At 50.7% G+C, this 23508-nt stretch carries 24 protein-coding genes; 16 read left to right on the top strand and 8 right to left on the bottom strand.

The genetic code is table 11. The annotated features are described in order from the left end of the window. Nucleotides 1-181: 181 nt before the first annotated feature. Nucleotides 182-988, bottom strand: coding sequence for an exodeoxyribonuclease III (xthA, locus tag NNO03_RS06415; RefSeq protein ID WP_271449103.1), 807 nt, complete (start codon nucleotides 986-988; stop codon nucleotides 182-184). Between the two features lie 444 nt (nucleotides 989-1432). On the opposite strand from xthA, the gene NNO03_RS06410 reads away from it, so the two are divergent. The 7 genes from NNO03_RS06410 (at nucleotide 1433) to ves (ending at nucleotide 9219) form a co-directional block, all read left to right on the top strand. Next, entirely contained in the window at nucleotides 1433-2653 is a 1221-nt protein-coding gene (locus NNO03_RS06410; RefSeq protein WP_271449102.1) for an aspartate aminotransferase family protein, read from the top strand. Next, nucleotides 2650-3684: an arginine N-succinyltransferase gene (gene astA, locus NNO03_RS06405; protein ID WP_271441134.1), complete on the top strand. Its 1035-nt coding sequence runs from the start codon at nucleotides 2650-2652 to the stop codon at nucleotides 3682-3684. The genes NNO03_RS06410 and astA overlap by 4 nt, the downstream gene beginning before the upstream one ends. Continuing rightward, a complete protein-coding gene (astD, locus tag NNO03_RS06400) occupies nucleotides 3681-5159 on the top strand; it encodes a succinylglutamate-semialdehyde dehydrogenase (protein ID WP_271449101.1) in 1479 nt (492 codons plus the stop codon). Before astA ends, astD begins: the two co-directional genes overlap by 4 nt. Then, on the top strand, nucleotides 5156-6499 hold the full coding sequence (gene astB, locus NNO03_RS06395; RefSeq protein WP_271449100.1) for an N-succinylarginine dihydrolase: 1344 nt from the start codon (nucleotides 5156-5158) through the stop codon (nucleotides 6497-6499). Before astD ends, astB begins: the two co-directional genes overlap by 4 nt. Next, nucleotides 6492-7457, top strand: coding sequence for a succinylglutamate desuccinylase (astE, locus tag NNO03_RS06390; RefSeq protein WP_271449099.1), 966 nt, complete (start codon nucleotides 6492-6494; stop codon nucleotides 7455-7457). The genes astB and astE overlap by 8 nt, the downstream gene beginning before the upstream one ends. 348 nt (nucleotides 7458-7805) lie before the next feature. Continuing rightward, on the top strand, nucleotides 7806-8291 hold the full coding sequence (spy, locus tag NNO03_RS06385; protein WP_115602141.1) for an ATP-independent periplasmic protein-refolding chaperone Spy: 486 nt from the start codon (nucleotides 7806-7808) through the stop codon (nucleotides 8289-8291). Between the two features lie 352 nt (nucleotides 8292-8643). Next, nucleotides 8644-9219, top strand: a complete 576-nt coding sequence (gene ves, locus NNO03_RS06380; RefSeq protein ID WP_048211887.1) for an environmental stress-induced protein Ves — start codon at nucleotides 8644-8646, stop codon at nucleotides 9217-9219. 57 nt (nucleotides 9220-9276) lie between these two features. On the opposite strand, the gene nadE is transcribed toward ves, so the two are convergent. Then, complete coding sequence (gene nadE / locus NNO03_RS06375) at nucleotides 9277-10107, bottom strand: ammonia-dependent NAD(+) synthetase (RefSeq protein WP_202038823.1); 831 nt, start codon at nucleotides 10105-10107, stop codon at nucleotides 9277-9279. 210 nt (nucleotides 10108-10317) lie between these two features. Between nadE and osmE the strand changes: the two genes are divergently transcribed. From osmE to cedA, 8 genes are all read left to right on the top strand, one after another. Beyond that, nucleotides 10318-10656: an osmotically-inducible lipoprotein OsmE gene (osmE, locus tag NNO03_RS06370; RefSeq protein WP_202038822.1), complete on the top strand. Its 339-nt coding sequence runs from the start codon at nucleotides 10318-10320 to the stop codon at nucleotides 10654-10656. 301 nt (nucleotides 10657-10957) lie between these two features. Further along, nucleotides 10958-11278: a PTS N,N'-diacetylchitobiose transporter subunit IIB gene (gene chbB / locus NNO03_RS06365; RefSeq protein WP_003832547.1), complete on the top strand. Its 321-nt coding sequence runs from the start codon at nucleotides 10958-10960 to the stop codon at nucleotides 11276-11278. Between the two features lie 87 nt (nucleotides 11279-11365). Beyond that, the gene (gene chbC, locus NNO03_RS06360; RefSeq protein WP_040233680.1) at nucleotides 11366-12724 is read left to right on the top strand and encodes a PTS N,N'-diacetylchitobiose transporter subunit IIC; all 1359 of its coding nucleotides are present in this window, start codon (nucleotides 11366-11368) and stop codon (nucleotides 12722-12724) included. A 54-nt stretch (nucleotides 12725-12778) separates the two neighbouring features. Continuing rightward, on the top strand, nucleotides 12779-13126 hold the full coding sequence (gene chbA, locus NNO03_RS06355; protein WP_202038820.1) for a PTS N,N'-diacetylchitobiose transporter subunit IIA: 348 nt from the start codon (nucleotides 12779-12781) through the stop codon (nucleotides 13124-13126). 13 nt (nucleotides 13127-13139) lie between these two features. Then, nucleotides 13140-13979, top strand: coding sequence for a transcriptional regulator ChbR (gene chbR / locus NNO03_RS06350; protein ID WP_271449098.1), 840 nt, complete (start codon nucleotides 13140-13142; stop codon nucleotides 13977-13979). A 123-nt stretch (nucleotides 13980-14102) separates the two neighbouring features. Beyond that, a complete protein-coding gene (locus NNO03_RS06345; protein ID WP_271449097.1) occupies nucleotides 14103-15458 on the top strand; it encodes a 6-phospho-beta-glucosidase in 1356 nt (451 codons plus the stop codon). Between the two features lie 12 nt (nucleotides 15459-15470). Next, entirely contained in the window at nucleotides 15471-16229 is a 759-nt protein-coding gene (gene chbG / locus NNO03_RS06340) for a chitin disaccharide deacetylase (RefSeq protein ID WP_271441129.1), read from the top strand. 169 nt (nucleotides 16230-16398) lie between these two features. Next, entirely contained in the window at nucleotides 16399-16662 is a 264-nt protein-coding gene (cedA, locus tag NNO03_RS06335; RefSeq protein WP_071887334.1) for a cell division activator CedA, read from the top strand. Nucleotides 16663-16727: 65 nt separating this feature from the next. Here cedA and tcyP read toward each other — a convergent pair whose 3' ends face one another. The 4 genes from tcyP to hxpB all read right to left on the bottom strand — a co-directional run bounded on the left by tcyP (nucleotide 16728) and on the right by hxpB (nucleotide 20515). Beyond that, nucleotides 16728-18119, bottom strand: coding sequence for a cystine/sulfocysteine:cation symporter (gene tcyP / locus NNO03_RS06330; protein ID WP_137383368.1), 1392 nt, complete (start codon nucleotides 18117-18119; stop codon nucleotides 16728-16730). A 135-nt stretch (nucleotides 18120-18254) separates the two neighbouring features. Then, the gene (locus NNO03_RS06325; RefSeq protein ID WP_170974385.1) at nucleotides 18255-18842 is read right to left on the bottom strand and encodes a metal-dependent hydrolase; all 588 of its coding nucleotides are present in this window, start codon (nucleotides 18840-18842) and stop codon (nucleotides 18255-18257) included. A gap of 95 nt (nucleotides 18843-18937) precedes the next feature. After that, nucleotides 18938-19699 carry a 2-dehydro-3-deoxy-D-gluconate 5-dehydrogenase KduD gene (gene kduD, locus NNO03_RS06320; protein ID WP_271441128.1) on the bottom strand — a complete coding sequence of 254 codons (762 nt, stop codon included), beginning with the start codon at nucleotides 19697-19699 and terminating at the stop codon, nucleotides 18938-18940. Between the two features lie 147 nt (nucleotides 19700-19846). Next, nucleotides 19847-20515 carry a hexitol phosphatase HxpB gene (gene hxpB / locus NNO03_RS06315; protein ID WP_271449096.1) on the bottom strand — a complete coding sequence of 223 codons (669 nt, stop codon included), beginning with the start codon at nucleotides 20513-20515 and terminating at the stop codon, nucleotides 19847-19849. 167 nt (nucleotides 20516-20682) lie between these two features. Between hxpB and NNO03_RS06310 the strand changes: the two genes are divergently transcribed. After that, nucleotides 20683-21219 carry a YniB family protein gene (locus tag NNO03_RS06310; RefSeq protein WP_271441126.1) on the top strand — a complete coding sequence of 179 codons (537 nt, stop codon included), beginning with the start codon at nucleotides 20683-20685 and terminating at the stop codon, nucleotides 21217-21219. Between the two features lie 75 nt (nucleotides 21220-21294). On the opposite strand, the gene NNO03_RS06305 is transcribed toward NNO03_RS06310, so the two are convergent. Continuing rightward, nucleotides 21295-22155, bottom strand: coding sequence for a fructosamine kinase family protein (locus tag NNO03_RS06305; RefSeq protein ID WP_101741711.1), 861 nt, complete (start codon nucleotides 22153-22155; stop codon nucleotides 21295-21297). A gap of 271 nt (nucleotides 22156-22426) precedes the next feature. Continuing rightward, nucleotides 22427-23356: a 6-phosphofructokinase II gene (gene pfkB, locus NNO03_RS06300; RefSeq protein WP_271449095.1), complete on the bottom strand. Its 930-nt coding sequence runs from the start codon at nucleotides 23354-23356 to the stop codon at nucleotides 22427-22429. Nucleotides 23357-23508 lie beyond the last annotated feature (152 nt).

Below are 23508 nucleotides of genomic sequence, written 5' to 3'. Positions count from 1 at the left end.
TCTTTTTCATGGGGGGTCTCCTGTAAATCCGTGGGTGATTAAGCGCTTTCACCAGCGAAAAGTGCGCGCGAAGATATATTAAAATCCGGCTCGCAACAATGTATTACCGTCGCTTTATTGATTTTGCACAGAATATACTGACTCTCCAGGCGAGGCCCGGAGAGCGAAAAAATGCTGATGATTAGACGCGGAATTTTGCCCACACTGGCGCGTGGTCGGACGGTTTATCCATGCTGCGGATCTCATAGTCGATACCCGTTTCTTCGCAGCGTTCCGCCAGCGGATTGCTTGCCAGCAGCAGGTCAATACGCAGACCACGGTTATCGTCGAAGCCTTTCGAGCGGTAATCAAACCACGAAAACTGGTCGTTTTTATCAGGATGCGCGTGACGATAGGTGTCCACCAGTCCCCAACCTAACAGACGTTCCATCCACTCGCGTTCTTCCGGCAGGAAGGAACATTTCCCGGTACGCAACCAGCGTTTGCGATTCTCTTCGCCGATGCCGATATCCAGGTCGGTTGGGCTGATATTCATATCACCCATGATCAGCACCGGATTATCGCGTTTCAGCTCCGTCTCAAGATAGTTTTGTAAGTTCTGATAGAACGCCGCTTTTGCCGGGAATTTAGTTTCATGGTCGCGGCTTTCGCCCTGTGGGAAGTAGCCGTTGATGACGGTGATGTTGCCAAGCGGAGACGGGATCTCCGCCATAATGATACGGCGCTGAGCCTCTTCGTCATCATTCGGGAAACCACGGCGCACTGCGATCGGTGTTTCTTTGGTTAACAGTGCCACACCGTAATGGCCTTTCTGACCGTGATAGAAAACGTTGTAGCCCAATTTTGCTACCTCTTCGAGAGGGAACATATCGTCGTGAACTTTTGTCTCCTGTAAGCCAATAACATCCGGTTGGTGTTTTTCGACAATGGCTGCCAGTTGATGAGGTCGGGCACGCAGGCCGTTGATATTAAAAGAGACAAATTTCATAGTCGCTGCCACTTTGTAAGATGAATAGTGCAAGGATGGTAGCAGAATTTCCACGAACTGACTGCTTCTTGTCACCTGATTCCAACAATGATTGCTAATGGTGTTAACGATGGAGCAAAAACTGCACCGTTTTGGCGCGAAGCGCGTCGCTATGGGGCAATAATTTCCGATAAATTTCGTATACGATCACAATTCCAGAATTATATTTGGCGACTGAATAAAATTGCGGTTTTTCCTCTATTTAGTCCTCTGATACGCAAACATATTCACTTTATATGCACGGAAAGTGAATATCGTTGTGTTGTAACTTGTTGATATTCCGTTCAACGACTCCGTTTATGCACTTTTTTCGCTGGCTGGCACGAACCCTGCAATCTACATTTACACCGCAAACACTATATTTATTAACATATAAATAACCTTTTATTTACCGTTGAGGTCGCTATGTCTCTGTCAGTTACGCGTGAAAATTTTGATGAATGGATGATGCCTGTCTATGTCCCAGCGCCTTTTATTCCGGTGCGTGGTGAAGGTTCACGTCTGTGGGATCAACAGGGTAAAGAGTATATCGATTTCGCGGGAGGCATTGCGGTTAACGCACTGGGACATGCGCATCCGGCATTGCGTGAGACATTAAACGACCAGGCCAGCAAATTCTGGCATACCGGCAACGGTTACACTAACGAACCGGTATTGCGTCTGGCGAAGAAGCTTATCGACGCGACGTTTGCCGAGCGTGTTTTCTTCTGCAACTCCGGCGCAGAGGCCAACGAAGCCGCACTAAAACTGGCGCGTAAATTTGCCCACGATCGGTTTGGCAGCCAAAAAAGCGGCATTGTGGCATTTAAAAACGCCTTCCACGGTCGCACGCTGTTTACCGTCAGTGCTGGGGGGCAGCCAGCCTATTCACAGGATTTCGCACCACTGCCGCCGGATATCCGTCACGCGGTGTATAACGATCTCGACTCCGCCAGCCAATTGATTGATGACACCACCTGTGCGGTTATTGTGGAGCCAGTGCAGGGGGAAGGTGGCGTCGTGCCGGCAACCACCGCGTTTTTACAGGGGCTGCGTGAATTATGCGATCGTCATAATGCGCTGCTGATTTTTGATGAGGTACAGACCGGCGTTGGGCGTACCGGCGAACTGTATGCCTATATGCACTACGGTGTGACACCAGACCTGCTGACGACGGCCAAAGCGCTTGGCGGTGGATTCCCTATTGGCGCGTTATTGACCACAGAACGTTGCAGCAGCGTGATGACCGTGGGCACTCACGGCACAACTTACGGTGGAAACCCATTAGCCACTGCCGTAGCGGGTAAGTTGCTGGAAATTGTTAACACGCCGGAAGTCCTCAATGGTGTGAAACAGCGTCATGACTGGTTTGTGGAGCGTATTAACGCTATTAACGAACGTTTTGGATTGTTTAGTGAAATCCGTGGCCTGGGGCTGCTAATTGGTTGTGTGTTGAATGCGGAATTTGCCGGAAAAGCGAAACAGATCTCCCAGGAAGCGGCCAATGCAGGCGTCATGGTGTTGATTGCCGGCGGTAACGTGGTGCGTTTTGCGCCTGCGCTAAATGTCAGCCAGGAAGAGGTGGCAACCGGACTCGATCGTTTTGCGCTGGCATGCGAACGCATTAAAGCAGGAGGTTCATCATGATGGTGATCCGTCCTATTGAACACGCGGATATCACCGCGTTAATGCAGCTTGCCAGTAAGACCGGCGGTGGGTTGACGTCATTGCCCGCAAATGAAGCCACGCTGGCGGCGCGTATTGATCGTTCGTTGAAAACCTGGCGTGGCGAGTTGCCTAAAAGCGAGCAGGGCTACGTTTTTGTATTGGAAGACAGTGCCACCGGAACCGTGGCGGGGATTTGTGCGATTGAAGTGGCGGTAGGGCTTAACGATCCCTGGTACAACTACCGTGTTGGCACGCTGGTTCATGCTTCGAAAGAGTTGAATGTCTATAACGCATTGCCGACGCTGTTTCTCAGTAACGATCACACCGGAAGCAGTGAGCTTTGTACCCTGTTTCTCGATCCGGACTGGCGTAAAGAAGGTAACGGCTATTTGCTGTCGAAGTCGCGCTTTATGTTTATGGCGGCGTTTCGTGACCGTTTTAACGAAAAAGTCGTTGCAGAGATGCGGGGTGTCATTGATGAACACGGCTATTCGCCATTCTGGCAAAGCCTTGGCAAGCGTTTTTTCTCGATGGAATTCAGCCGCGCAGATTTTCTCTGTGGCACCGGACAAAAAGCGTTTATTGCAGAGCTGATGCCTAAACATCCTATATACACCCACTTCCTGTCGGAAGAAGCGCAAAGTGTGATTGGCGAAGTGCATCCGCAAACGGCGCCAGCCCGTGCGGTGCTGGAGAAAGAAGGATTTCGCTACCGCAACTATATCGATATTTTCGACGGTGGGCCGACGCTGGAATGCGATATCGACCGGGTACGTGCTATCCGCAAAAGTCGACTGGTGGAAGTGGCTGAAGGTCAGCCTGCACTGGGCGAATTTCCTGCCTGCCTGGTGGCTAATGAAAATTACCAAAACTTCCGCGTCATGTTAGTGCGTGCCGATCCGAATACCCAGCGACTGGTACTGACGGCAGCGCAACTGGACGCCCTGAAATGCCACGCGGGTGACCATGTACGTTTTGTGCGTCTTTGTGCAGAGGAGAAAGCAGCATGACATTATGGATAAACGGCGACTGGGTGACCGGGTTGGGTGCACGTCGGGTGAAAACGAACCCAGTGAGCGGGGACGTGCTGTGGCAAGGCAATGATGCCGATGCGACTCAGGTAGCACTGGCATGCCAGGCGGCGCGGGCTGCCTTTCCGGGCTGGGCAAAACAGGCTTTTGCTGCCCGCCAGGACATTGTCGAGAAATTCGCGACGCTGCTGGAGAGTAATAAAGCAGAACTGACGGCGATCATTGCACGGGAAACCGGCAAGCCGCGTTGGGAAGCTGCAACCGAACTGACGGCGATGATCAATAAAATTGCCATCTCAGTGAAGGCGTATCACACCCGTACCGGAGAACAGCATAACGCGCTGCCAGATGGCGCAGCGACGTTACGTCATCGCCCACACGGTGTGCTGGCCGTGTTTGGCCCGTATAACTTCCCCGGTCATTTACCTAATGGTCATATCGTTCCGGCGTTGTTGGCTGGCAATACGCTGATTTTCAAGCCCAGCGAGCTGACGCCGTGGACCGGTGAGACGGTGATCAAACTGTGGGAACAGGCGGGATTACCGCCGGGCGTATTGAACCTGGTTCAGGGGGGGCGTGAAACAGGACAGGCACTGAGTGCGCTGGAGGACCTTGATGGCCTGTTGTTTACCGGTAGCGCAAATACGGGTTATCAGCTGCATCGTCAGCTATCTGGCCAGCCGGAAAAGATCCTCGCGCTGGAGATGGGCGGGAACAACCCGCTGATTATCGAGAACCCCGAAGATATTGATGCGGCAGTACATCTGACTATTCAGTCAGCGTTTGTTACAGCCGGGCAACGGTGTACCTGTGCCCGTCGTCTGCTGGTTAAAAAAGGGGCGCAGGGCGATGCGTTTCTGGCGCGGCTGGTGGATGTTTGTCAGCGTTTAATACCGGACAACTGGGATGCACAACCGCAACCGTTTATTGGTGGGCTTATTTCTGAACAGGCGGCGCAACATGTTTGTGATGCCTGGCAACACCTTGAAGCGCAGGGAGGGCGAACCCTGTTGGCACCACGGCAGGTACGCGCGGGGACTTCACTGTTGACCCCCGGCATTATTGAACTGACCGGCGTGGCGAATGTCGCGGATGAAGAAGTCTTCGGCCCGCTGCTCGGTGTCTGGCGTTATGACAGCTTTGATGATGCGATTCGCATGGCCAACAATACCCGCTTTGGTTTGTCGTGCGGGCTGGTTTCACCGGATCGCAATCAGTTTGACCAATTGCTACTGGAAGCTCGTGCGGGCATCGTCAACTGGAATAAACCGCTAACCGGCGCGGCAAGCACCGCGCCGTTCGGTGGGATTGGTGCTTCAGGCAACCATCGCGCCAGTGCGTGGTATGCCGCAGATTATTGCGCCTGGCCGATGGCGAGCCTGGAATCTCCGACCCTGACGTTGCCGACAGCGCTTAGCCCAGGACTCGATTTTTCATGCGAGGATAAGCCATGAAAGCGCGCGAAGTAAATTTCGACGGTCTGGTGGGACTGACTCACCATTATGCGGGGTTGTCATTTGGCAATGAGGCCTCAACCCGACACCGTTTTCAGGTGTCGAATCCCCGTCTGGCGGCGAAACAGGGCCTGTTGAAGATGAAGGCGTTGGCCGATGCCGGATTCCCGCAGGCGGTGATCCCACCTCACGAGCGTCCCTATATTCCCGTGCTGCGCCAGTTGGGATTTAGCGGCAGTGATGAACAGGTGCTGGAAAAGGTGGCACGGCAGGCACCTCACTGGCTCTCCAGTGCCAGTTCCGCTTCGCCGATGTGGGTGGCGAATGCGGCCACGGTCTGTCCTTCGGCAGATTCGCTGGACGGGAAAGTGCATCTGACCGTCGCCAACCTGAATAACAAGTTTCACCGTTCGCTGGAGGCTTCGACCACTGAAGCGTTGTTAAACGCGATCTTCCGTGATGAGAGCCGCTTTACGGTCCATAGTGCATTGCCACAAGTTGCGTTACTGGGTGATGAAGGTGCGGCTAACCATAACCGCCTCGGCGGTGATTATGGTGATCCCGGCGTGCAGGTGTTTGTCTATGGTCGTGAAGAGGGCAATAGCGCGCAGCCGAAGCGTTATCCGGCGAGGCAATCACGTGAGGCCAGCGAAGCTGTTGCGCGCCTGAATCACGTGAACCCTAAACAGATTATCTTTGCTCAGCAAAACCCGGATGTTATCGATCTTGGGGTGTTTCATAACGATGTTATTGCGGTATCAAATCGTCAGGTGCTGTTTTGTCATGAATTGGCGTTTGCCAACCAGCAGGCGTTGTTACAGCAGTTACGTAGCCAGGTGGCGGGATTTACGGCGCTGGAAGTTCCCCTGGCGGAAGTGTCAGTGCAGGATGCTGTGGCAACGTATCTGTTTAACAGCCAGCTACTCAGTCGTGATGACGGTTCAATGATGTTGGTCTTGCCGCAGGAATGCCGGGAGCATGCAGGGGTATGGCATTATTTAAACAGTCTGCTTGAAGATGACAACCCGATTGACGATCTACGGGTATTCGATCTGCGCGAAAGCATGTCCAACGGTGGTGGCCCGGCGTGTCTGCGCCTTCGGGTCGTGTTAACCCCACAGGAGCAACAGGCGGTGAACCCGGCGGTTCTCATGAATGATGTGCTGTTTAACACGCTGAATAACTGGGTTGATCGTTACTATCGCGATCGCCTTACCGCAGCCGATCTTGCTGACCCGCAGTTGCTGCGCGAAGGGCGTGAAGCATTGGATACGTTGACACAATTACTCAAACTCGGTTCGGTGTATCCCTTCCAGCAGGAGCGTACACGTCATGGATAATTTCCTTGCGCTGACGCTTGCGGGAGACTCGCCAGATACCTCCCGGGGGAAAGCTCACGGTTTTGACTGGCAATGGATTGGGCATGGCATGCTGGAACTGACGCCGGTTGTTCCGGTTGAGCGTTCGCTGGTTTTGTCTGCGGGCATTCATGGTAACGAAACCGCACCAGTAGAAATACTGGATACCTTGCTGTCCGGGTTGTTTAGCGGCAAGCTGCCGCTGACATGGCGGCTATTGGTGATCCTGGGCAATCCGCAGGCGTTAGCTGCGGGCAAACGCTATTGTCATAGCGATCTGAACCGTATGTTTGGTGGCCGCTGGCAGCTCTTCGATGAGAGCGGTGAAACACGGCGTGCCCGCGAGCTTGAACTGTGTCTGGAAGATTTTTACGCGCGGGCAAAGGCACCTGTTCGCTGGCATCTCGATCTCCACACGGCTATTCGCGGGTCACATCATTTGCGTTTTGGCGTGCTACCGCAGCGTGATGTGGCATGGGATGAGGCGTTCCTTCACTGGCTGGGGGATGCGGGGCTGGAGGCTCTGGTTTTCCACCAGGCACCAGGCGGAACGTTTACCCATTTTAGTGGGGAGCATTTTGGCGCGCTGGCCTGCACGCTGGAGCTGGGCAAGGCGCTGCCGTTTGGGCAAAACAACCTGTCACAGTTTGCTCACACTGCGCAGGCGCTGGCAATGTTGTTGACAGGCAGACCCGCAGCGGCAGCTGAGACGCCGCCGTTACGCTATCGCGTGGTAGCGCAAATTACACGGCGCAGCGACGATTTCATTCTCTACATGGACAACCAGACACTGAACTTTACCGCGTTTAAAGAGGGAACCGTACTGGCTCAGGATGGTGATGAACGTTGTATCGTCACTCATGACGTTGAATATGTTCTCTTTCCTAATCCCAATGTGGCCTGTGGTTTACGTGCGGGACTGATGCTGGAAAGGTTGTAAAAGATATATCCGCCCTTGGGTTAATCTCTGAGGGCTTATTTTTGCGTGCTGTTTATATTTATTACGGATTATTCCTGGTAAGTTGCTTTCTTAATAACCAGAGTTCAGGTATAGTTCTTCATAATCCTTTCAAAATCATCCTGTTGTAATTTTTTATTTCAACTCTCCGCAATTTATTCTTTTTTTCTTCATAATTGATGAAAGTTTGTTTTTTACACTTTCATTGTTTTACCGTTGCTCTGATTAATTGACGCTTAAGCCGGTAAAGTTAATCTCGTCAACACGACATCACGTTGCATAAGAGTCGCATGAATGTCGTAAGAATAACTGAAAGGAAGGATAGAAATTATGCGTAAACTGACTGCTCTGTTTGTTGCCTCTACCCTGGCGCTGGGCGCTGCAAATCTGGCTCATGCCGCTGACACGACCACAGCCGCTCCGGCAGATGCCAAACCGATGATGCACCACAACGGTAAGTTTGCCCCGCATCATGACATGATGTTTAAAGACCTGAACCTGACCGATGCACAGAAACAGCAGATCCGCGACATCATGAAAGGTCAGCGCGATCAGATGAAACGTCCTCCGCTGGAAGAACGCCGTGCAATGCACGATATCATCGCCAGCGATAGCTTCGATAAAGCGAAAGCTGAAGCGCAGATTGCGAAGATGGAAGAGCAGCGCAAAGCTAACATGCTGGCGCATATGGAAACGCAGAACAAAATTTATAACATTCTGACCCCGGAACAGAAAAAACAGTTTAATGCCAATTTTGAGAAGCGTCTGACAGAACGTGCAGCGCAGAAAGGTAAAATGCCACAGGCTGCCGAATAATCGGTAGGCGTCTATACTCAATCATTCACGCTGTGTCGGAGCAGATTGCCCCGGACAGCGTGAAAAAAAACTCAAGACCGCCGGCCTTGTCCACAACACGTTTAACGATGTGGGCAGGATCGGCGGTTTTTTCTTTCCTACCTCTTGCACAGCGCTTCGGACACGTTATGCTCCTGAAGCCCGCGAAAATGCTACCTGGATCAGCGCGTTAAACTTTTTTGCAAAACGCCATGGTCATCGCTAAGGCAAATCAACTCTGCTGCCGATAACAACGAGCAGGGTGAATGATAACAATGATGATTTGGCTGCCTGATGACGGCATGTCGGCGCACAGTGCCTTTCTGGAGGGATGATGGAGTACTTTGATATCCGCAAAATGCCGGTTAATCTCTGGCGTAATGGTGCGGGAGAAACGCGTGAAATATGTTGTTTTCCGCCAGCAACACGCGACTTTCACTGGCGGGCGAGTATTGCCTCCATTGCTGCGAACGGCGAATTTTCACTCTTCCCCGGCGTTGAGCGCGTCATTACGCTGCTCGAAGGGGGAGAAGTCACGCTGGAAGGCGCTAACACGCTACCGCATACGCTAAAACAGCATCAGCCTTTTACTTTCGCCGGCGACCGCGTGGTAAAAGCGAAGCTGACGGAAGGGCAGATGTCGATGGATTTTAATATCATGACCCGTCGGGATGTTTGCCAGGCGAAAGTTCGTGTGGCTGACCGGACGTTTACGACCTTTGGTTCGCGTGGCGGCGTGGTATTTGTGATTAGCGGAGCCTGGCAACTGGGGGATAAGTTGCTGACGGCTGACCAGGGGGCGTGCTGGCATGACGGTAAGCATACGTTGCGACTGTTGGAGCGCGAGGGGAAATTGCTGTTTAGTGAGATTAACTGGAAGCCTGGTTTCTCGCCTGATTCGGTGCAATGACGTCGTTTGGGCCGGATAAACCCTTTTGTGGTTATCCGGCACGGGTAAATCAGCGAATTACGCTTTTTTCCAGAAGTCGTCAAACACCGTAATCGGTGGGCGGCGTTTGTGTTCTGTCTTCACGTACCAGCCTTCAATTTTCTTCGCAACGTCGGCATCCAACGTTTTTCCTTCCAGATAATCGTCAATGTTGTCGTAGGTAACGCCTAATGCGGCTTCATCGGGCAGAGAAGGACGATCGTCTTCGAGGTCGGCGGTTGGCGCTTTCTTGTATAAATGTTCAGGGCAACCTAATGCCGCAAGAAGCTGCTTACCCTGACGCTTGTTGAGGCGAAATATTGGGTTAATGTCCGTGCCGCCATCGCCATACTTAGTAAAGAATCCGGTAATGGCTTCTGCGGCGTGATCGGTACCCACGACAACACCGCTGGTCATTCCGGCGATACTGTATTGTGCCTTCATACGTTCGCGGGCTTTTTCATTGCCGCGCACGAAATCGCTCAGTTCAATACCTGCTTCACGTAATGCCTGCTCGCTGGCCAATACCGCGCCTTTGATGTTGACGGTGAGCACGCGGTCAGGTTGTATGAACGCGATCGCGTCCTGACAGTCCTGTTCATCGGCCTGCACACCATAAGGCAGGCGCACGGCAATAAACTGCAAAGCATCGTTACCCGTTTCTTCACGTAACTCGGAAATCGCCATTTGGCATAACTTTCCGGCCAGGGTGGAGTCCTGCCCACCGCTAATCCCTAACACCAGTGATTTAAGGAAAGGGTAGGTTTTGAGGTACGATTTCAGAAAATCCACGCTGCGGCGAATTTCCTCTTCTGCATTAATGTGTGGTTTGGCGCCAAGTGCCCGGATTATCTCTTGCTGCAGAGTCATTTAACCCCCTCCAAAAAATGAAATGATCAAAAATAACGATGTGTTAAAGCTAACGCGTTGACGCCCAAACGACAAGGGATGCAGCCGGATATAACATCATTTTGTTTTGATAGAATTTTCTGAAATGACCCGAGTATCCACTGACAGCTTGAAAAATGCGTTGTTGTGCTCCAGGCTTATATAACACGCTGAAAAACAAGAGGACGGAATATGAACAAGAATCTAACAGGAATTCTGAGCGCAGCGGCGGTATTGACTATGCTGGCAGGGTGTACGGCTTACGATCGTACCAAAGACCAATTTGTGCAGCCCGTGGTGAAAGATGTGAAGAAAGGGATGAGTCGGGCGCAAGTGGCGCAGATTGCCGGCAAACCGTCATCTGAAGTCAGCATGATCCATGCGCGTGGTACATGTCAGACCTACATCCTGGGTCAACGAGATGGTAAAGCAGAGACCTATTTTGTTGCATTAGATGATACTGGGCACGTGATTAATTCCGGCTACCAGACCTGTGCGGAGTACGACACCGACCCGCAGTCTGCGAAGTAGTTGCATCTGTTTATTGCCTGAGCACTCTGCAGAACCGGCCACTGTGCCGGTTTTTTTGTGTCACGCGATCTTATTTATTGTCGCGAATTATTTGCCTGAAGTGTGAGGGGTGTCATAACCACAGGTCAAGGAGAGACAATTTAGTTGGTCAATGAAATACCATCCGCGGGTGCAATCCCGTATACTCATTTCAGCCACCTAAAAAAGTAATTTAGCTGACGCAAGTTACCCAGAGCATGGATGCAGGTTATGGCTTGCGGAGTGTCTGGTACACAGATAATCGCACATGAGGATCGTTTTAATGGAAAAGAAACACATTTATCTGTTTTGTTCTGCGGGCATGTCGACTTCTTTGTTGGTCTCGAAGATGCGTGCTCAGGCTGAAAAATACGAAGTGCCGGTTATCATTGAAGCGTTTCCTGAAACGCTGGCCGGAGAAAAAGGCCCAGTAGCTGATGTTGTGTTATTAGGTCCACAGATTGCTTATATGTTGCCCGAAATTCAGCGTTTGTTACCTAACAAACCTGTAGAAGTGATTGACTCGCTGTTGTATGGCAAAGTCGATGGTTTAGGCGTGCTTAAGGCTGCAGTTGCAGCAATTAAAAAAGCCGCAGCAAATTAATTATTTTATTTTAAATTTTCCCGTCAAAGAGTTATTTCATTAACATTCACCGCAATTGTTAATTGCGGTATTTAAGGGTATTTTTCTATGAGTAACGCTATTGCTTCACTTGAAAAGGTACTCCTTCCTTTTGCTGTAAAAATTGGAAAGCAGCCACACGTTAATGCAATCAAAAACGGTTTTATTCGTTTAATGCCGTTAACCCTCGCAGGGGCAATGTTTGTATTAATCAATAACGTTTTCCTGAGCTTTGGGGAGGGGTCGTTTTTTTATTCCATGGGCATTCGACTTGATGCTTCAACTATTGAAACGCTAAATAGTTTAAAAGGCATCGGTGGGAACGTCTATAACGGTACGCTGGGTATTATGTCATTGATGGCGCCATTCTTTATCGGTATGGCGTTGGCGGAAGAACGCAAAGTCGATGCACTGGCTGCTGGTTTATTATCTGTCGCCGCATTTATGACAGTCACACCTTACAGCGTGGGCGAAGCCTATGCCGTGGGTGCTAACTGGTTGGGCGGTGCAAACATTATATCCGGTATTATTATCGGCCTGGTGGTCGCGGAAATGTTCACCTTCGTCGTGCATCGTAATTGGGTTATTAAATTACCTGATAGCGTTCCGGCTTCTGTTTCTCGCTCGTTCTCTGCACTGATTCCTGGCTTCATTATCCTCTCTATTATGGGGATCATCGCCTGGGCGTTGAACACCTGGGGAACGAACTTCCACCAGATCATCATGGATTCCATTTCAACTCCGCTGGCGTCACTGGGTAGTGTGGTGGGTTGGGCGTACGTGATTTTTGTTCCGCTGTTGTGGTTCTTTGGTATTCACGGTTCTTTGGCACTGACTGCACTGGACAGCGGTATCATGACCCCTTGGGCACTGGAAAACATCTCTATCTACCAACAGTTTGGTTCCGTAGACGCGGCACTGGAAGCGGGTAAGACGTTCCACGTCTGGGCGAAGCCGATGCTGGACTCCTATATTTTCCTGGGAGGGAGTGGGGCAACGTTGGGTCTGATTATTGCTATCTTCCTGGCTTCTCGTCGCGCTGATTATCGTCAGGTAGCAAAACTGGCACTGCCATCAGGTCTGTTCCAGATTAACGAACCCATTCTGTTCGGTCTGCCGATTATCATGAACCCGGTTATGTTTATTCCGTTCATCCTGGTTCAGCCGATTCTGGCAGCGATTACACTGGCCGCTTATTACACAGGCATTATTCCACCGATTACCAACATTGCACCATGGACGATGCCAACCGGGTTGGGCGCATTCTTTAACACCAACGGTAGCGTCGCTGCTCTGCTGGTCGCGTTGTTTAACCTTGGTATCGCAACGCTGGTGTACCTGCCATTCGTGGTCGTCGCCAACAAAGCTCAGAACGTGATTGATAAAGAAGAAAGCGAAGAAGATATCGCTAACGCATTGAAATTCTAAATTTAATCCGGCATGGCTATGCGGCCATGCCGGACTGAACCAGAGGAAAAGAGTATGTTAGATATCGAAAATATCGTCGATACGCAGTCAGAGGCTGAAGAGCTTGAAGAAGTGGTGATGGGGCTCATCATCAACTCGGGTCAGGCACGTAGTCTGGCGTACGGCGCGCTCAAACTGGCCAAACAGGGTGATTTTGAGTCAGCGAAGAGCATGATGGAACAGTCTCGCATGGCGCTGAACGAAGCACACCTTGTCCAGACCAAACTGATTGAAGGCGATCAGGGTGAAGGTAAAATGAAAGTCAGCCTGGTGCTGGTCCATGCACAGGACCACCTGATGACGTCGATGCTGGCACGTGAACTGGTGACAGAACTGATTGAGCTTCACGAGAAGCTGAAATAACGAGGAGTGCAGAATGCAGCTACAGATTAACGCACCGGAAATCAAAACCGTCTATGAGCAGCAGCTTTTTAATGGCAAAAATTTTCATGTGTTCATCTATAACAAAACTGAGAGCATCAGTGGGCTGCATCAGCATGATTACTACGAATTTACCCTGGTCTTAACGGGACGTTACTATCAGGAGATCAACGGTAAGCGTGTACTGCTTGAGCGCGGAGACTTTGTCTTTATCCCGTTGGGATCGCACCATCAAAGTTTCTATGATTTCGGCGCGACGCGAATTCTTAACGTTGGTATCAGTAAACGTTTTTTTGAACAGCACTACCACCCGTTGCTACCATTTTGTTTTGTTGCATCGCAGGTGTATCGGGCGAACAGCTCGTTTCTTACCTACATCGAAACGGTTATAGCATCACTGAACTTTCGTGAAAGCGGACTGGATGAATTTGTAGAAGTGGTCACCTTCTATATTATTAATCGGTTACGCCATCATCGGGAAGAACAGGTGCTGGATGATATTCCACAATGGCTTAAAACTACCGTGGAAAGCATGCATGACAAAAGGAAGTTCAGCGAAAATGCGCTGGAAAATATGATACACCTGTCCGCAAAATCCCAGGAGTATCTGACCCGTGCAACCCAGCGTTATTACAGTAAAACGCCAATGCAGATTATTAATGAAATTCGCATTAATTTTGCTAAAAAGCAGCTGGAAATGACTAACTATTCTGTAACTGATATTGCCTATGAGGCTGGTTACAGTAGTCCGAGCCTGTTTATTAAAACGTTTAAAAAGCTGACGTCGTTTACACCCAATAGCTACCGTAAGAAATTAACGGAATTTAATCAGTAAATTTTATTTACCAATAACCAATTTTTATAGCTTGCCCAAAATAGCGCTGGGACTGCCACGCTATACCTGACGAATGGGTTGAGCATAATACGTGTCAGTGTTTTTACACTGAAGGGAGAAATTATGAGCCAGAAATTAAAAGTCGTCACTATCGGTGGCGGGAGCAGCTACACCCCTGAATTACTTGAAGGCTTTATTAAGCGTTATCATGAATTACCGGTCTCTGAATTGTGGCTGGTGGATGTCGACGGTGGTAAAGAGAAGCTGGACATTATTTTTGACCTCTGCCAGCGCATGATTGATAAAGCTGGCGTCCCGATGAAAGTGTATAAAACGCTGGATCGCCGAGAAGCGCTGAAAGATGCTGATTTTGTCACCACGCAGTTGCGCGTAGGACAACTTAAGGCTCGTGAACAGGATGAACGTATCCCTCTGAGCCATGGTTATCTGGGGCAGGAAACTAACGGTGCTGGAGGCCTGTTTAAAGGACTACGTACCATTCCGGTGATCTTTGACATTGTGAAGGATGTGGAAGAACTGTGTCCGAATGCGTGGGTGATTAACTTTACCAACCCGGCTGGCATGGTAACTGAAGCGGTCTATCGCCATACTAACTTCAAGAAGTTTATCGGCGTGTGCAATATTCCGATCGGTATGAAGATGTTTATCAGCGACGTCCTGGCGCTGAAACAGAGTGATGATTTATCCATCGATCTGTTTGGTCTGAACCATATGGTCTTTATTAAGGATGTTCTGGTCAACGGTGTGTCACGTTTTGATGAACTGTTGGACGGCGTGGCGTCGGGTCAGTTGAAAGCCTCTGGCGTGAAGAACATCTTCGATCTGCCGTTCAGTGAAGGTCTGATTCGTTCACTGAGACTGCTGCCGTGCTCGTATTTGCTGTATTACTTCAAGCCAAAAGAGATGCTGGCGATTGAAATGGGTGAATATTACAAAGGTGGCGCACGTGCACAGGTAGTACAAAAAGTTGAGAAGCAACTGTTTGATCTGTATAAAAATCCTGAGTTGAATGTTAAACCGAAAGAGCTGGAACAGCGTGGCGGGGCTTATTACTCTGATGCCGCGTGTGAAGTCATCAATGCTATCTACAACGACAAGCAGACCGAGCATTACGTCAACATTCCTCATCATGGTCATGTTGATAATATTCCTGCGGACTGGGCTGTTGAGATGACCTGCACGCTGGGACGCAATGGTGCAACTCCGCACCCACGTATCACCCATTTCGATGAAAAGGTCCTGGGCCTTATCTATACCATTAAAGGTTTTGAAGTGGCGGCGAGCAACGCAGCACTGAGCGGCGAGTTGAATGATGTACTGTTGGCGTTAAACCTGAGTCCACTGGTGCATTCAGACACTGATGCTGAAATTCTTGCCCGTGAGCTGATCCTGGCGCATGAAAAATGGCTGCCAAATTTCGCTGGATGCATCGAGAAGCTTAAAAGCGAACAACACTAACTGAGGTTGGCTATGGAACGCGTACTGATTGTGAATGCGGATGATTTTGGCCTGAGCAAAGGGCAAAACTACGGCATTGTTGAAGCCTGTCGCAATGGCATTGTCACCTCAACCACTGCTCTGGTGAATGGCGAGGCGATAGAGCATGCGGTACAGCTTAGTCGCGATTTACCGGAACTTGCCGTTGGGATGCACTTTGTCCTGACGCTTGGCAAACCGTTAACGGCGATGCCGGGTCTGACGCGTGACGGTGTGTTAGGGAAATGGATCTGGCAGATGGCAGAGGAAGATACATTGCCGCTGGACGAGATTTCTCAGGAGCTGGCTGCACAGTATCAGCGTTTTATTGACCTGTTCGGGCGGGAGCCGACGCATCTGGATAGTCATCACCACGTGCATATGTTCCCGCAGATTTTCCCGATTGTCGCCAGTTTTGCCGCGGAGAGGGGTGTTGCGTTGCGGATCGATCGGCAAACGGTGTTCCTGGCGTCCGATTTACCGGAAACGTTGCGTACCTCCCAGGGATTTAGCAGTGAGTTTTATGGCGACGCGATTTCTGAGGCCCTGTTCTTGCAGACGCTGGACGCGTCCGCAGACCGGGGAGAGTCCTCGCTGGAAGTGATGTGTCATCCGGCGTTTATCGATGACATCATTCGACAAAGTGCCTACTGTTACCCCCGCTTAACTGAGCTTGACGTACTGACGTCTTCGTCATTGAAATACGCTATTGCGGAGCGCGGTTATCGTCTTGGCAGTTTTCTGAACGTTTAATTCCTGAGTTGGCGGCGCGTCGGTGCGCCGCATTTTTTTGTCTGCGTCATTGATATTTGCCGCAACCAGTCCGTCCCCCCCGTTATCGCCACCCACTTCACGAATTCACTGTTTTTGCACCGTCCGAGGGTAAAATCAGCTAAGATAGCGTTTTTCAGATTTTTAGAATTTGTCTTTAGTGAAGCAACTGATTATGAAACCTCTTCGCCAACAAAATCGTCCGGTTATCAGCTATGTTCCTCGTGTGGAGCCAGCTCCACCAGAGCATGCGGTGAAAATGGATGCGTTTCGTGACGTATGGATACTGCGCGGAAAATATGTCGCTTTTGTCTTAATGGGGGAGGCGTTTCAGCGTTCGCCTGCATTTACGGTTCCGGAGTCGGCACAGCGCTGGGCTAACCAAATTCGCCAGGAAAATGAACTGAGCGATTAATTAGATATAAAAAAACCGCCGGGGAACAACTCACCGGCGGTTTTTTGTTTTATACAGACAGGCTTTTAGCGATGCGCCAGTTCGGCGTGATCGTCGCTGTCCAGAATCGTTTTATCGGTCTGTTTCAGCCATTGGCTGGTAAGCGTACCCGCGGTCATGGAACCGCTAACGTTCAATGCAGTACGGCCCATATCGATCAGTGGTTCAACAGAAATCAGCAGAGCAACCAGTGTGACCGGCAGACCCATGGCAGGCAGTACGATCAGTGCCGCGAAGGTCGCGCCACCGCCCACACCCGCAACCCCTGCGGAACTGACGGTCACGATACCCACCAGCGTGGCAATCCACATTGGGTCCAGCGGGTTAATACCGACAGTGGGTGCCACCATCACGGCCAGCATCGCCGGGTACAGACCCGCACAACCGTTTTGACCAATCGTTGCACCAAAAGAGGCGGCAAAGCTGGCAATGGACTCAGGGACGCCCAGTCGACGGGTTTGTGCTTCGACGTTCAGTGGAATAGAAGCGGCGCTGGAGCGGCTGGTGAAGGCGAAAGTCAATACCGGCCAGACTTTGCGGAAGTATTTCAGTGGGCTAACGCCGTTAATACCCAGCAGGATGCCGTGCACGACGAACATAATGCCCAGGCCGAGATACGAGGCAACGACGAAGCTGCCCAGCTTGATGATGTCCTGCAGATTGGAACCGGCAACCACTTTGGTCATCAGTGCCAGAACACCGTACGGAGTCAGTTGCATCACCAGACGAACCAGCTTCATCACCCAGCTCTGCAGGGTATCGATAGCCGTTAATACGCGCTCGCCTTTTGGCGCATCATCTTTCAGCAGTTTAAGTGCCGCAACGCCCAGGAAGGCCGCGAAAATAACGACGCTGATAATCGACGTCGGGTTTGCACCCGTAAGATCGGCAAATGGGTTTTTCGGGATAAACGACAGCACCAACTGCGGCACGCTGAGGTCGGCAACTTTACCCACATAATTGGTTTCAATGGCGGTCAGGCGTGCGGTTTCAGCGCCGCCTTGCACCAGCCCTTCAGCAGTCAGACCAAACAGGTTTGTCACCAGAACACCCACCAGCGCGGCGATCAGCGTGGTAAACAGTAGCGTTCCGATAGTGAGGAAACTAATTTTTCCCAACTGAGAGGCGTTGTGCAGACGCGCAACGGCACTGAGAATAGAGGCAAAAACCAGTGGCATAACAATCATTTGCAGCAGTTGTACGTAACCGTTGCCGACAATGTTAAACCACTGTACGGAATCTTTCAGTACCTGGCTGTCGGACCCGTAAATGGTGTGCAGGGCGAGACCAAACACCACGCCCATGACCAGACCGACCAGTACTTTTTTGGCCAGACTCCACTGTTTGTGGCGGGCTTGCGCCAGCACGAACAGCAGTACTACGAACACGATAATGTTCGCGATTAATGGAAAGTTCATCCCCGTTCTCCTGATCTTATTATGCGTATCACCATGTAATGGTGATACTGTTGGCGCAAGATTAGCAGAACTGTGACTTGCCTCTTATATTCAAATGGAATTATTTATACCTAAAATGACATTTTGGCTGTTTTATTAATCAGCCTGGTGCTTTATAAACCGATTAAACTGCATCTGTAGCGTGTTAATCATCTGCGATGACCAGCGCACTGCGCTGTTTTCCGGCATCGTCTGAGGCATCCAGATGGCCCAGGCAAACAGCGCCATGCACAAAAAGCGCTCCAGCTGATTTCCCTTCTGCGGGACGAGGATTGGCAGACGAAAGCGCCAGCGACAGGGCCAAAGCAGAGGAACGCCTGCCGGGGTCAGCATATCGGCCAGTATGTGACTGAGATAGCCCAACACCATACCTTGTAGCGCATCGGCCGGGATTATCCAACTATCCGGAACTTTCAGGTAAAACGTGGCCAGCAGGGCAAAGACGGCCAGCAGGCTGTGTGTAAACCCGCGATGGCCAAATGCCCGGGCAATAGGCTTTGATATCCACTTCAGCCGCTGCCCAAGCAGGGATTTCGGGTGATCGATATCGGGCAGCAGACACGTTAGAATGGCCGAAGGCACAATATGCCACCAGTCACCCTGAGCGAGAACGGGTGTCAGCTCGGCATTTTTGGCAAATACCGCACAGGCAATAGAAAAAAGAAGGTGGCCTTCCGCCGTCATGATAAAACCCAATAAACTGTCAATTCATACAGTATAGGGGTTTTATACAGTAGGCGGAAGAGGTGACGTTGTAACCCTTTGTCACAAATGCACGATTAACGCGCCAACCAACCGCCGTCTACGGCAAGCGTGTAACCATTAATATAATCAGAAGCCTGGCTGGCGAGAAAAACGACCGGGCCTTGTAAGTCATCCGGTGTTCCCCAGCGCCCCGCGGGAATACGATCGACGATTTGCTGATTACGCGTACTGTCTTCACGCAACTGCTGCGTATTGTTTGTCGCCATATAACCTGGTGCGATGGCATTGACATTAATTCCCTGAGCTGCCCACTCATTAGCCAGTAGGCGGGTGATCCCAAGCACGCCGCTTTTTGATGCGGTGTAGGACGGAACGCGGATTCCCCCCTGAAAAGAGAGCATTGAGGCAATATTGATAATTTTACCGCCGTTACCCTGCGCCAGGAACTGACGCGCCACCGCCTGCGACAGAAAGAAAACGGATTTGAGATTCAGGTTCATTACGTCATCCCAGTCTTTTTCACTAAAATCCAGCGCGTCCTGGCGACGAATCGTACCTGCATTGTTGACCAGAATATCGACCCGACCAAATACCGCAACAGTTTGCGTCACGATGCTGGACAGCGCCTCCTGTTGGCTGAGGTCGGCCTGAATGGCCATAAAGCGCCGACCAACTGCGGTGATTTTTTCCTCGGTGTCATGCGGGATTTTGCGGTTTACGCCAACCACGTCACATCCGGCTTCAGCCAGCGCCAGGGCCATACCTTGCCCAAGCCCGGTATCACAACCGGTGACGATTGCGACTTTATCCTTAAGACGAAACGCGTCCAGAACCATGTTCACCTCAGCTATTTTTACTGTTAATGCATTGCGATAGCAGAAGGATAGAAGAGGTTGAACAAAAATACAATAAAATTGAAACGGTGTTTTAATTTTATTGGTCAAGCAAAGAAAAGGGCAATATGGTCATTGCCCGGAGGGAGATTAACCGTGAAGATGCCCGGCAGTGAGCTCCGTCAATGAGGCCAGTTTGACGTCGGCAAGCACAAAACGGAGATCATCCTGATTTTCATGGGCGGGGACAACAATTGAGCGCATTCGAGCGGCTTTCGACGCAATCATCCCGTTCACGGAATCTTCCAGCGCAACACAAGATAACGGGGATACCCCCAGCTTCTGGGCACAATCGAGGTAAACCTGCGGGTGCGGTTTGCTGTAAGGTAATTTTTCTGCCGAGGCCAGTGCGTCAAAGCTATCGCGCAGATCAAACATGGTCAGCACTTTTTCCAGCATATGCAGCGGTGACGCGGAGGCCAGTCCTACCAGCATCCCCTGGGATTTGCATAGCGCTACAGCTTCACGTACGCCCGGCAACAGTGGTCTTGTTTCTTCTACCAGCGCAATGGCCCGTGTAATGATGCGTTCCGTCACCTCCTGACGAGAGGGACCATTCCACGGTTGCTGTGCGAACCAAAGATCAACAACCATATCGATACGTAAACCGAGCGTATCGGGAAGTTCATGGCGGCGGGTGATATCTACGCCTAAACTTGCAATCACATCCAGTTCAGCCTGATCCCAGAGCGGTTCTGAATCGACCAGTAATCCATCCATATCGAAAATTGCAGCAAGAATTTGACGCGGGGTTGACATCACAACCTCTCCTTTAGGGTGATAACAGGGATTAAGAGCCCACCAGAACGAGCTCTAAGCGTTCATTATGGCTAATTTGGCAGTATACCGCCTTTAAAGATCAGGCGAAAACGGTTATCAACGGGTAAACTTAGGCCAAAATGACACGTCTTTATCAAGGGGAACTCATGACGTATCAACAAGCTGGACGCATTGCTGTCTTGAAAAGGTTGCTGGGATGGGTGATTTTCATCCCGGCGCTGATTTCAACACTGGTTTCAGTACTGAAGTTTATGTACGCGCACAGCGAAAAGCAGGAAGGGATTAATGCAGTCATGCTCGATTTTGCCCATGTGATGATCGACATGATGCGTGTGAATACGCCGTTTCTTAACCTGTTCTGGTATAACTCGCCGACACCGGATTTTCAGACCGGACTGAATCTTGTTTTTTGGTTGATTTTCATTCTGATATTCATCGGTCTGGCATTGCAGGACTCTGGCGCCAGAATGAGTCGTCAGGCGCGTTTTTTACGCGAGGGAGTTGAAGATCAGTTGATTCTGGAACAGGCAAAAGGCAGTGAGGGGTTATCGCGTGAGCAAATTGAGTCGCGTATTGTCGTGCCACACCATACGATCTTTTTACAAATCTTCCCGCTCTATATTTTGCCGGTGATCGTTATCGTGATCGGCTATGTCTTCTTTTCATTACTGGGCTTTTTGTAAGTCCGATATTATCAGGCCTGGGTTACGTGAAGCGTCAGGCCTGATAAGCAAAGCTGCCTTCGGGCTATCTATACGTTAAGCCGCCAGTAACCTTTCCATCGCTTTTTGCGCCACCACCAGATGCTGCCCGCCAAACAGAATTGCCCGATTAAGCAGCGTATACAACTGATAGATAGGCTGCCTGTCGAGAAAATCTAACGGTAGCGGCGAGACAGACTGATAACCGTCATAAATCTGCGGTGGCTGATCGGTATGTAACGGCAACATTGCCAGGTCGCACTCTCTGTCGCCCCAGTAACAGGCGGGGTCAAAAATGTAGGGGCCATTCGGTCCGAGCGCACAGTTTGCCGACCACAAATCGCCGTGCAGGAGAGAAGGCTGTGGCTGATGGGAGGATAGTCGCTGCTGAACGTGATCGACAATGGCGTCAATATTGCCAAACGCGATGCCTTTTTCCGCCGCAAGTTCCAGTTGCCAGCCGATGCGTTGTTCGGCGAAGAAGGTTGACCAGCGACGCTGCCAGGCATTGGGTTGCGGTGTCGTGGAGAGTGCATTATCGAAGTCGAGGCCGAACTGTGGCTGATCGCTCCATTCGTGCAAATGTGCAAGTTGTTGTCCGAGAATAAACGCGTTGTGGGCATCAAGCGGGCGGGGAGGGAGGAAGTCCATAACCAGGAAACTGTAATCTCTGTCTGCACCCACTGCCCAGACTTTGGGAACAGAAACGGTTTGACTCCGGGAAAGCAGTTCTAACTGGTCTGCCTCCGCCGTAAAGCCAGACAACAACTCTCTTTCATCACATTTGACGAAAAAATCGCGCCCCGCATAGCGTAAATGCCATGCGGCGTGGATCTCTCCGCCGGGCAGTTCATTACGCAGTTCGATTTCGCCTTCACCTAATTGCTCGCTTAAAAGACGACTGATAGCCTGCCACATGATGTCTCTCCCCATGTTGTCTGCCAGATCATAAGGTTAGCGCAAGAATGCGGTAAAAAAACACGAACTGACGCACACCGTAGACGCGTCATCGCTGGAAAGGCACTTATTGTATGTCGTGCTTCCACACCTCTCTGAGAAATGACGACTTTCGGTTTAACATGATTCACTTCTTTGTAATCACGTGATTTTTTATCATAGACGCATAATACACATGTCGACAGTTTTGTCGGTAAATCCCCCTTAATGCTTGATAAGGGGGATGGTGTAATCACTGGGCAAGATACGAATATATTTTTTGCGTATCGTCCAGCGCGCACAGACGTGTGCCCTGATTCAGCGTTGCTGCGCTACCCGCAGCGACGCCAAAACGCACAATCTCTTCAAACGGGGCATTTTCTGCCAGTTTCAACGTCATCGCGCCGACCATACTGTCGCCTGCGCCAACGGTACTTTGGCTTTTCACCGGTGGTGGGACGACCTGGACGCATGTTTCTTTATTGACGCCCAATGCCCCTTGTGGCCCAAGAGAGACCACAACGCGAAGCGCTTTGCCGCTTTGTATAATCTCCAGTGCTGCTTTGCGAACGTCATCGGGTTGTGTGAGTTCGCGTTTCACCAGTGCACTCAATTCTTTGAGGTTGGGTTTTACCAGTTCGATACCGCCGATGGCTAATGCCGCCGTCAGCGCCTCACCGGAGCTATCGACAATGCAGCGAATGCCCTGTTTTTGTGCGGTGGTGATGAGTCGGGTCAGTTTTTCTATTTGTACACCGGGCGGCAAACTGCCGCTAATGACCAGTATCGCACCCGATTCAATTTCCAGTACCTGATCCTGCAGTTGGTAGAATTCGTCATCAGTCAGCGCGGCACCGGGCATGACAAAACGATACTGCTCACCGCTGGATTCGACGTGGACATGGAGATTTTGTCGGGTCCAGTCTTTGGCTTCGATCGTCGAGACGGGAACATTTTCGTCGGCAAGTAAAGAAACTAAGTGCTCGCCAGTCGCACCACCGACCGGAAAGATGGCCGTTGCAGTTCCGCCAAGATGTGCAATGGCACGGGCGACGTTGATGCCTCCACCGCCAGGTTCAAAAACCGGTGAGGTACAGCGAAGTTTACCTTCGGGGTAGATTTGTGGGGTGATTGTTGCGCTATCGAGAGAGGGCGCAAGTGTTAACGTATAGATACGTACCATCTTTACCTCCTGTTAGGCTGACCCCAGTCTGGCACTTAACGTCACGAAAGTGAAGTAATTAACAACATGATTTCTCGCAGCTTTATTTAAAATTCTCGTGCCAAAGATATATAAATAAAATAAAGGATTAAGAACGCTCTTATTCAAAAAAT

This window comes from Citrobacter sp. Igbk 16 (assembly GCF_028069755.1).
Taxonomy (GTDB): domain Bacteria; phylum Pseudomonadota; class Gammaproteobacteria; order Enterobacterales; family Enterobacteriaceae; genus Citrobacter.
Note: the sequence above shows the minus strand (reverse complement) of the source record. Positions and strands in the feature narration are given on the sequence as shown.

Bases quoted from the DNA above. Each gene is read 5' to 3' on its own strand.
- xthA (WP_271449103.1), bottom strand. From the start codon at position 988: ATGAAATTTGTCTCTTTTAATATCAACGGCCTGCGTGCCCGACCTCAT.
- NNO03_RS06410 (WP_271449102.1), top strand. From the start codon at position 1,433: ATGTCTCTGTCAGTTACGCGTGAAAATTTTGATGAATGGATGATGCCT.
- astA (WP_271441134.1), top strand. From the start codon at position 2,650: ATGATGGTGATCCGTCCTATTGAACACGCGGATATCACCGCGTTAATG.
- astD (WP_271449101.1), top strand. From the start codon at position 3,681: ATGACATTATGGATAAACGGCGACTGGGTGACCGGGTTGGGTGCACGT.
- astB (WP_271449100.1), top strand. From the start codon at position 5,156: ATGAAAGCGCGCGAAGTAAATTTCGACGGTCTGGTGGGACTGACTCAC.
- astE (WP_271449099.1), top strand. From the start codon at position 6,492: ATGGATAATTTCCTTGCGCTGACGCTTGCGGGAGACTCGCCAGATACC.
- spy (WP_115602141.1), top strand. From the start codon at position 7,806: ATGCGTAAACTGACTGCTCTGTTTGTTGCCTCTACCCTGGCGCTGGGC.
- ves (WP_048211887.1), top strand. From the start codon at position 8,644: ATGGAGTACTTTGATATCCGCAAAATGCCGGTTAATCTCTGGCGTAAT.
- nadE (WP_202038823.1), bottom strand. From the start codon at position 10,107: ATGACTCTGCAGCAAGAGATAATCCGGGCACTTGGCGCCAAACCACAC.
- osmE (WP_202038822.1), top strand. From the start codon at position 10,318: ATGAACAAGAATCTAACAGGAATTCTGAGCGCAGCGGCGGTATTGACT.
- chbB (WP_003832547.1), top strand. From the start codon at position 10,958: ATGGAAAAGAAACACATTTATCTGTTTTGTTCTGCGGGCATGTCGACT.
- chbC (WP_040233680.1), top strand. From the start codon at position 11,366: ATGAGTAACGCTATTGCTTCACTTGAAAAGGTACTCCTTCCTTTTGCT.
- chbA (WP_202038820.1), top strand. From the start codon at position 12,779: ATGTTAGATATCGAAAATATCGTCGATACGCAGTCAGAGGCTGAAGAG.
- chbR (WP_271449098.1), top strand. From the start codon at position 13,140: ATGCAGCTACAGATTAACGCACCGGAAATCAAAACCGTCTATGAGCAG.
- NNO03_RS06345 (WP_271449097.1), top strand. From the start codon at position 14,103: ATGAGCCAGAAATTAAAAGTCGTCACTATCGGTGGCGGGAGCAGCTAC.
- chbG (WP_271441129.1), top strand. From the start codon at position 15,471: ATGGAACGCGTACTGATTGTGAATGCGGATGATTTTGGCCTGAGCAAA.
- tcyP (WP_137383368.1), bottom strand. From the start codon at position 18,119: ATGAACTTTCCATTAATCGCGAACATTATCGTGTTCGTAGTACTGCTG.
- NNO03_RS06325 (WP_170974385.1), bottom strand. From the start codon at position 18,842: ATGACGGCGGAAGGCCACCTTCTTTTTTCTATTGCCTGTGCGGTATTT.
- kduD (WP_271441128.1), bottom strand. From the start codon at position 19,699: ATGGTTCTGGACGCGTTTCGTCTTAAGGATAAAGTCGCAATCGTCACC.
- hxpB (WP_271449096.1), bottom strand. From the start codon at position 20,515: ATGTCAACCCCGCGTCAAATTCTTGCTGCAATTTTCGATATGGATGGA.
- NNO03_RS06310 (WP_271441126.1), top strand. From the start codon at position 20,683: ATGACGTATCAACAAGCTGGACGCATTGCTGTCTTGAAAAGGTTGCTG.
- NNO03_RS06305 (WP_101741711.1), bottom strand. From the start codon at position 22,155: ATGTGGCAGGCTATCAGTCGTCTTTTAAGCGAGCAATTAGGTGAAGGC.
- pfkB (WP_271449095.1), bottom strand. From the start codon at position 23,356: ATGGTACGTATCTATACGTTAACACTTGCGCCCTCTCTCGATAGCGCA.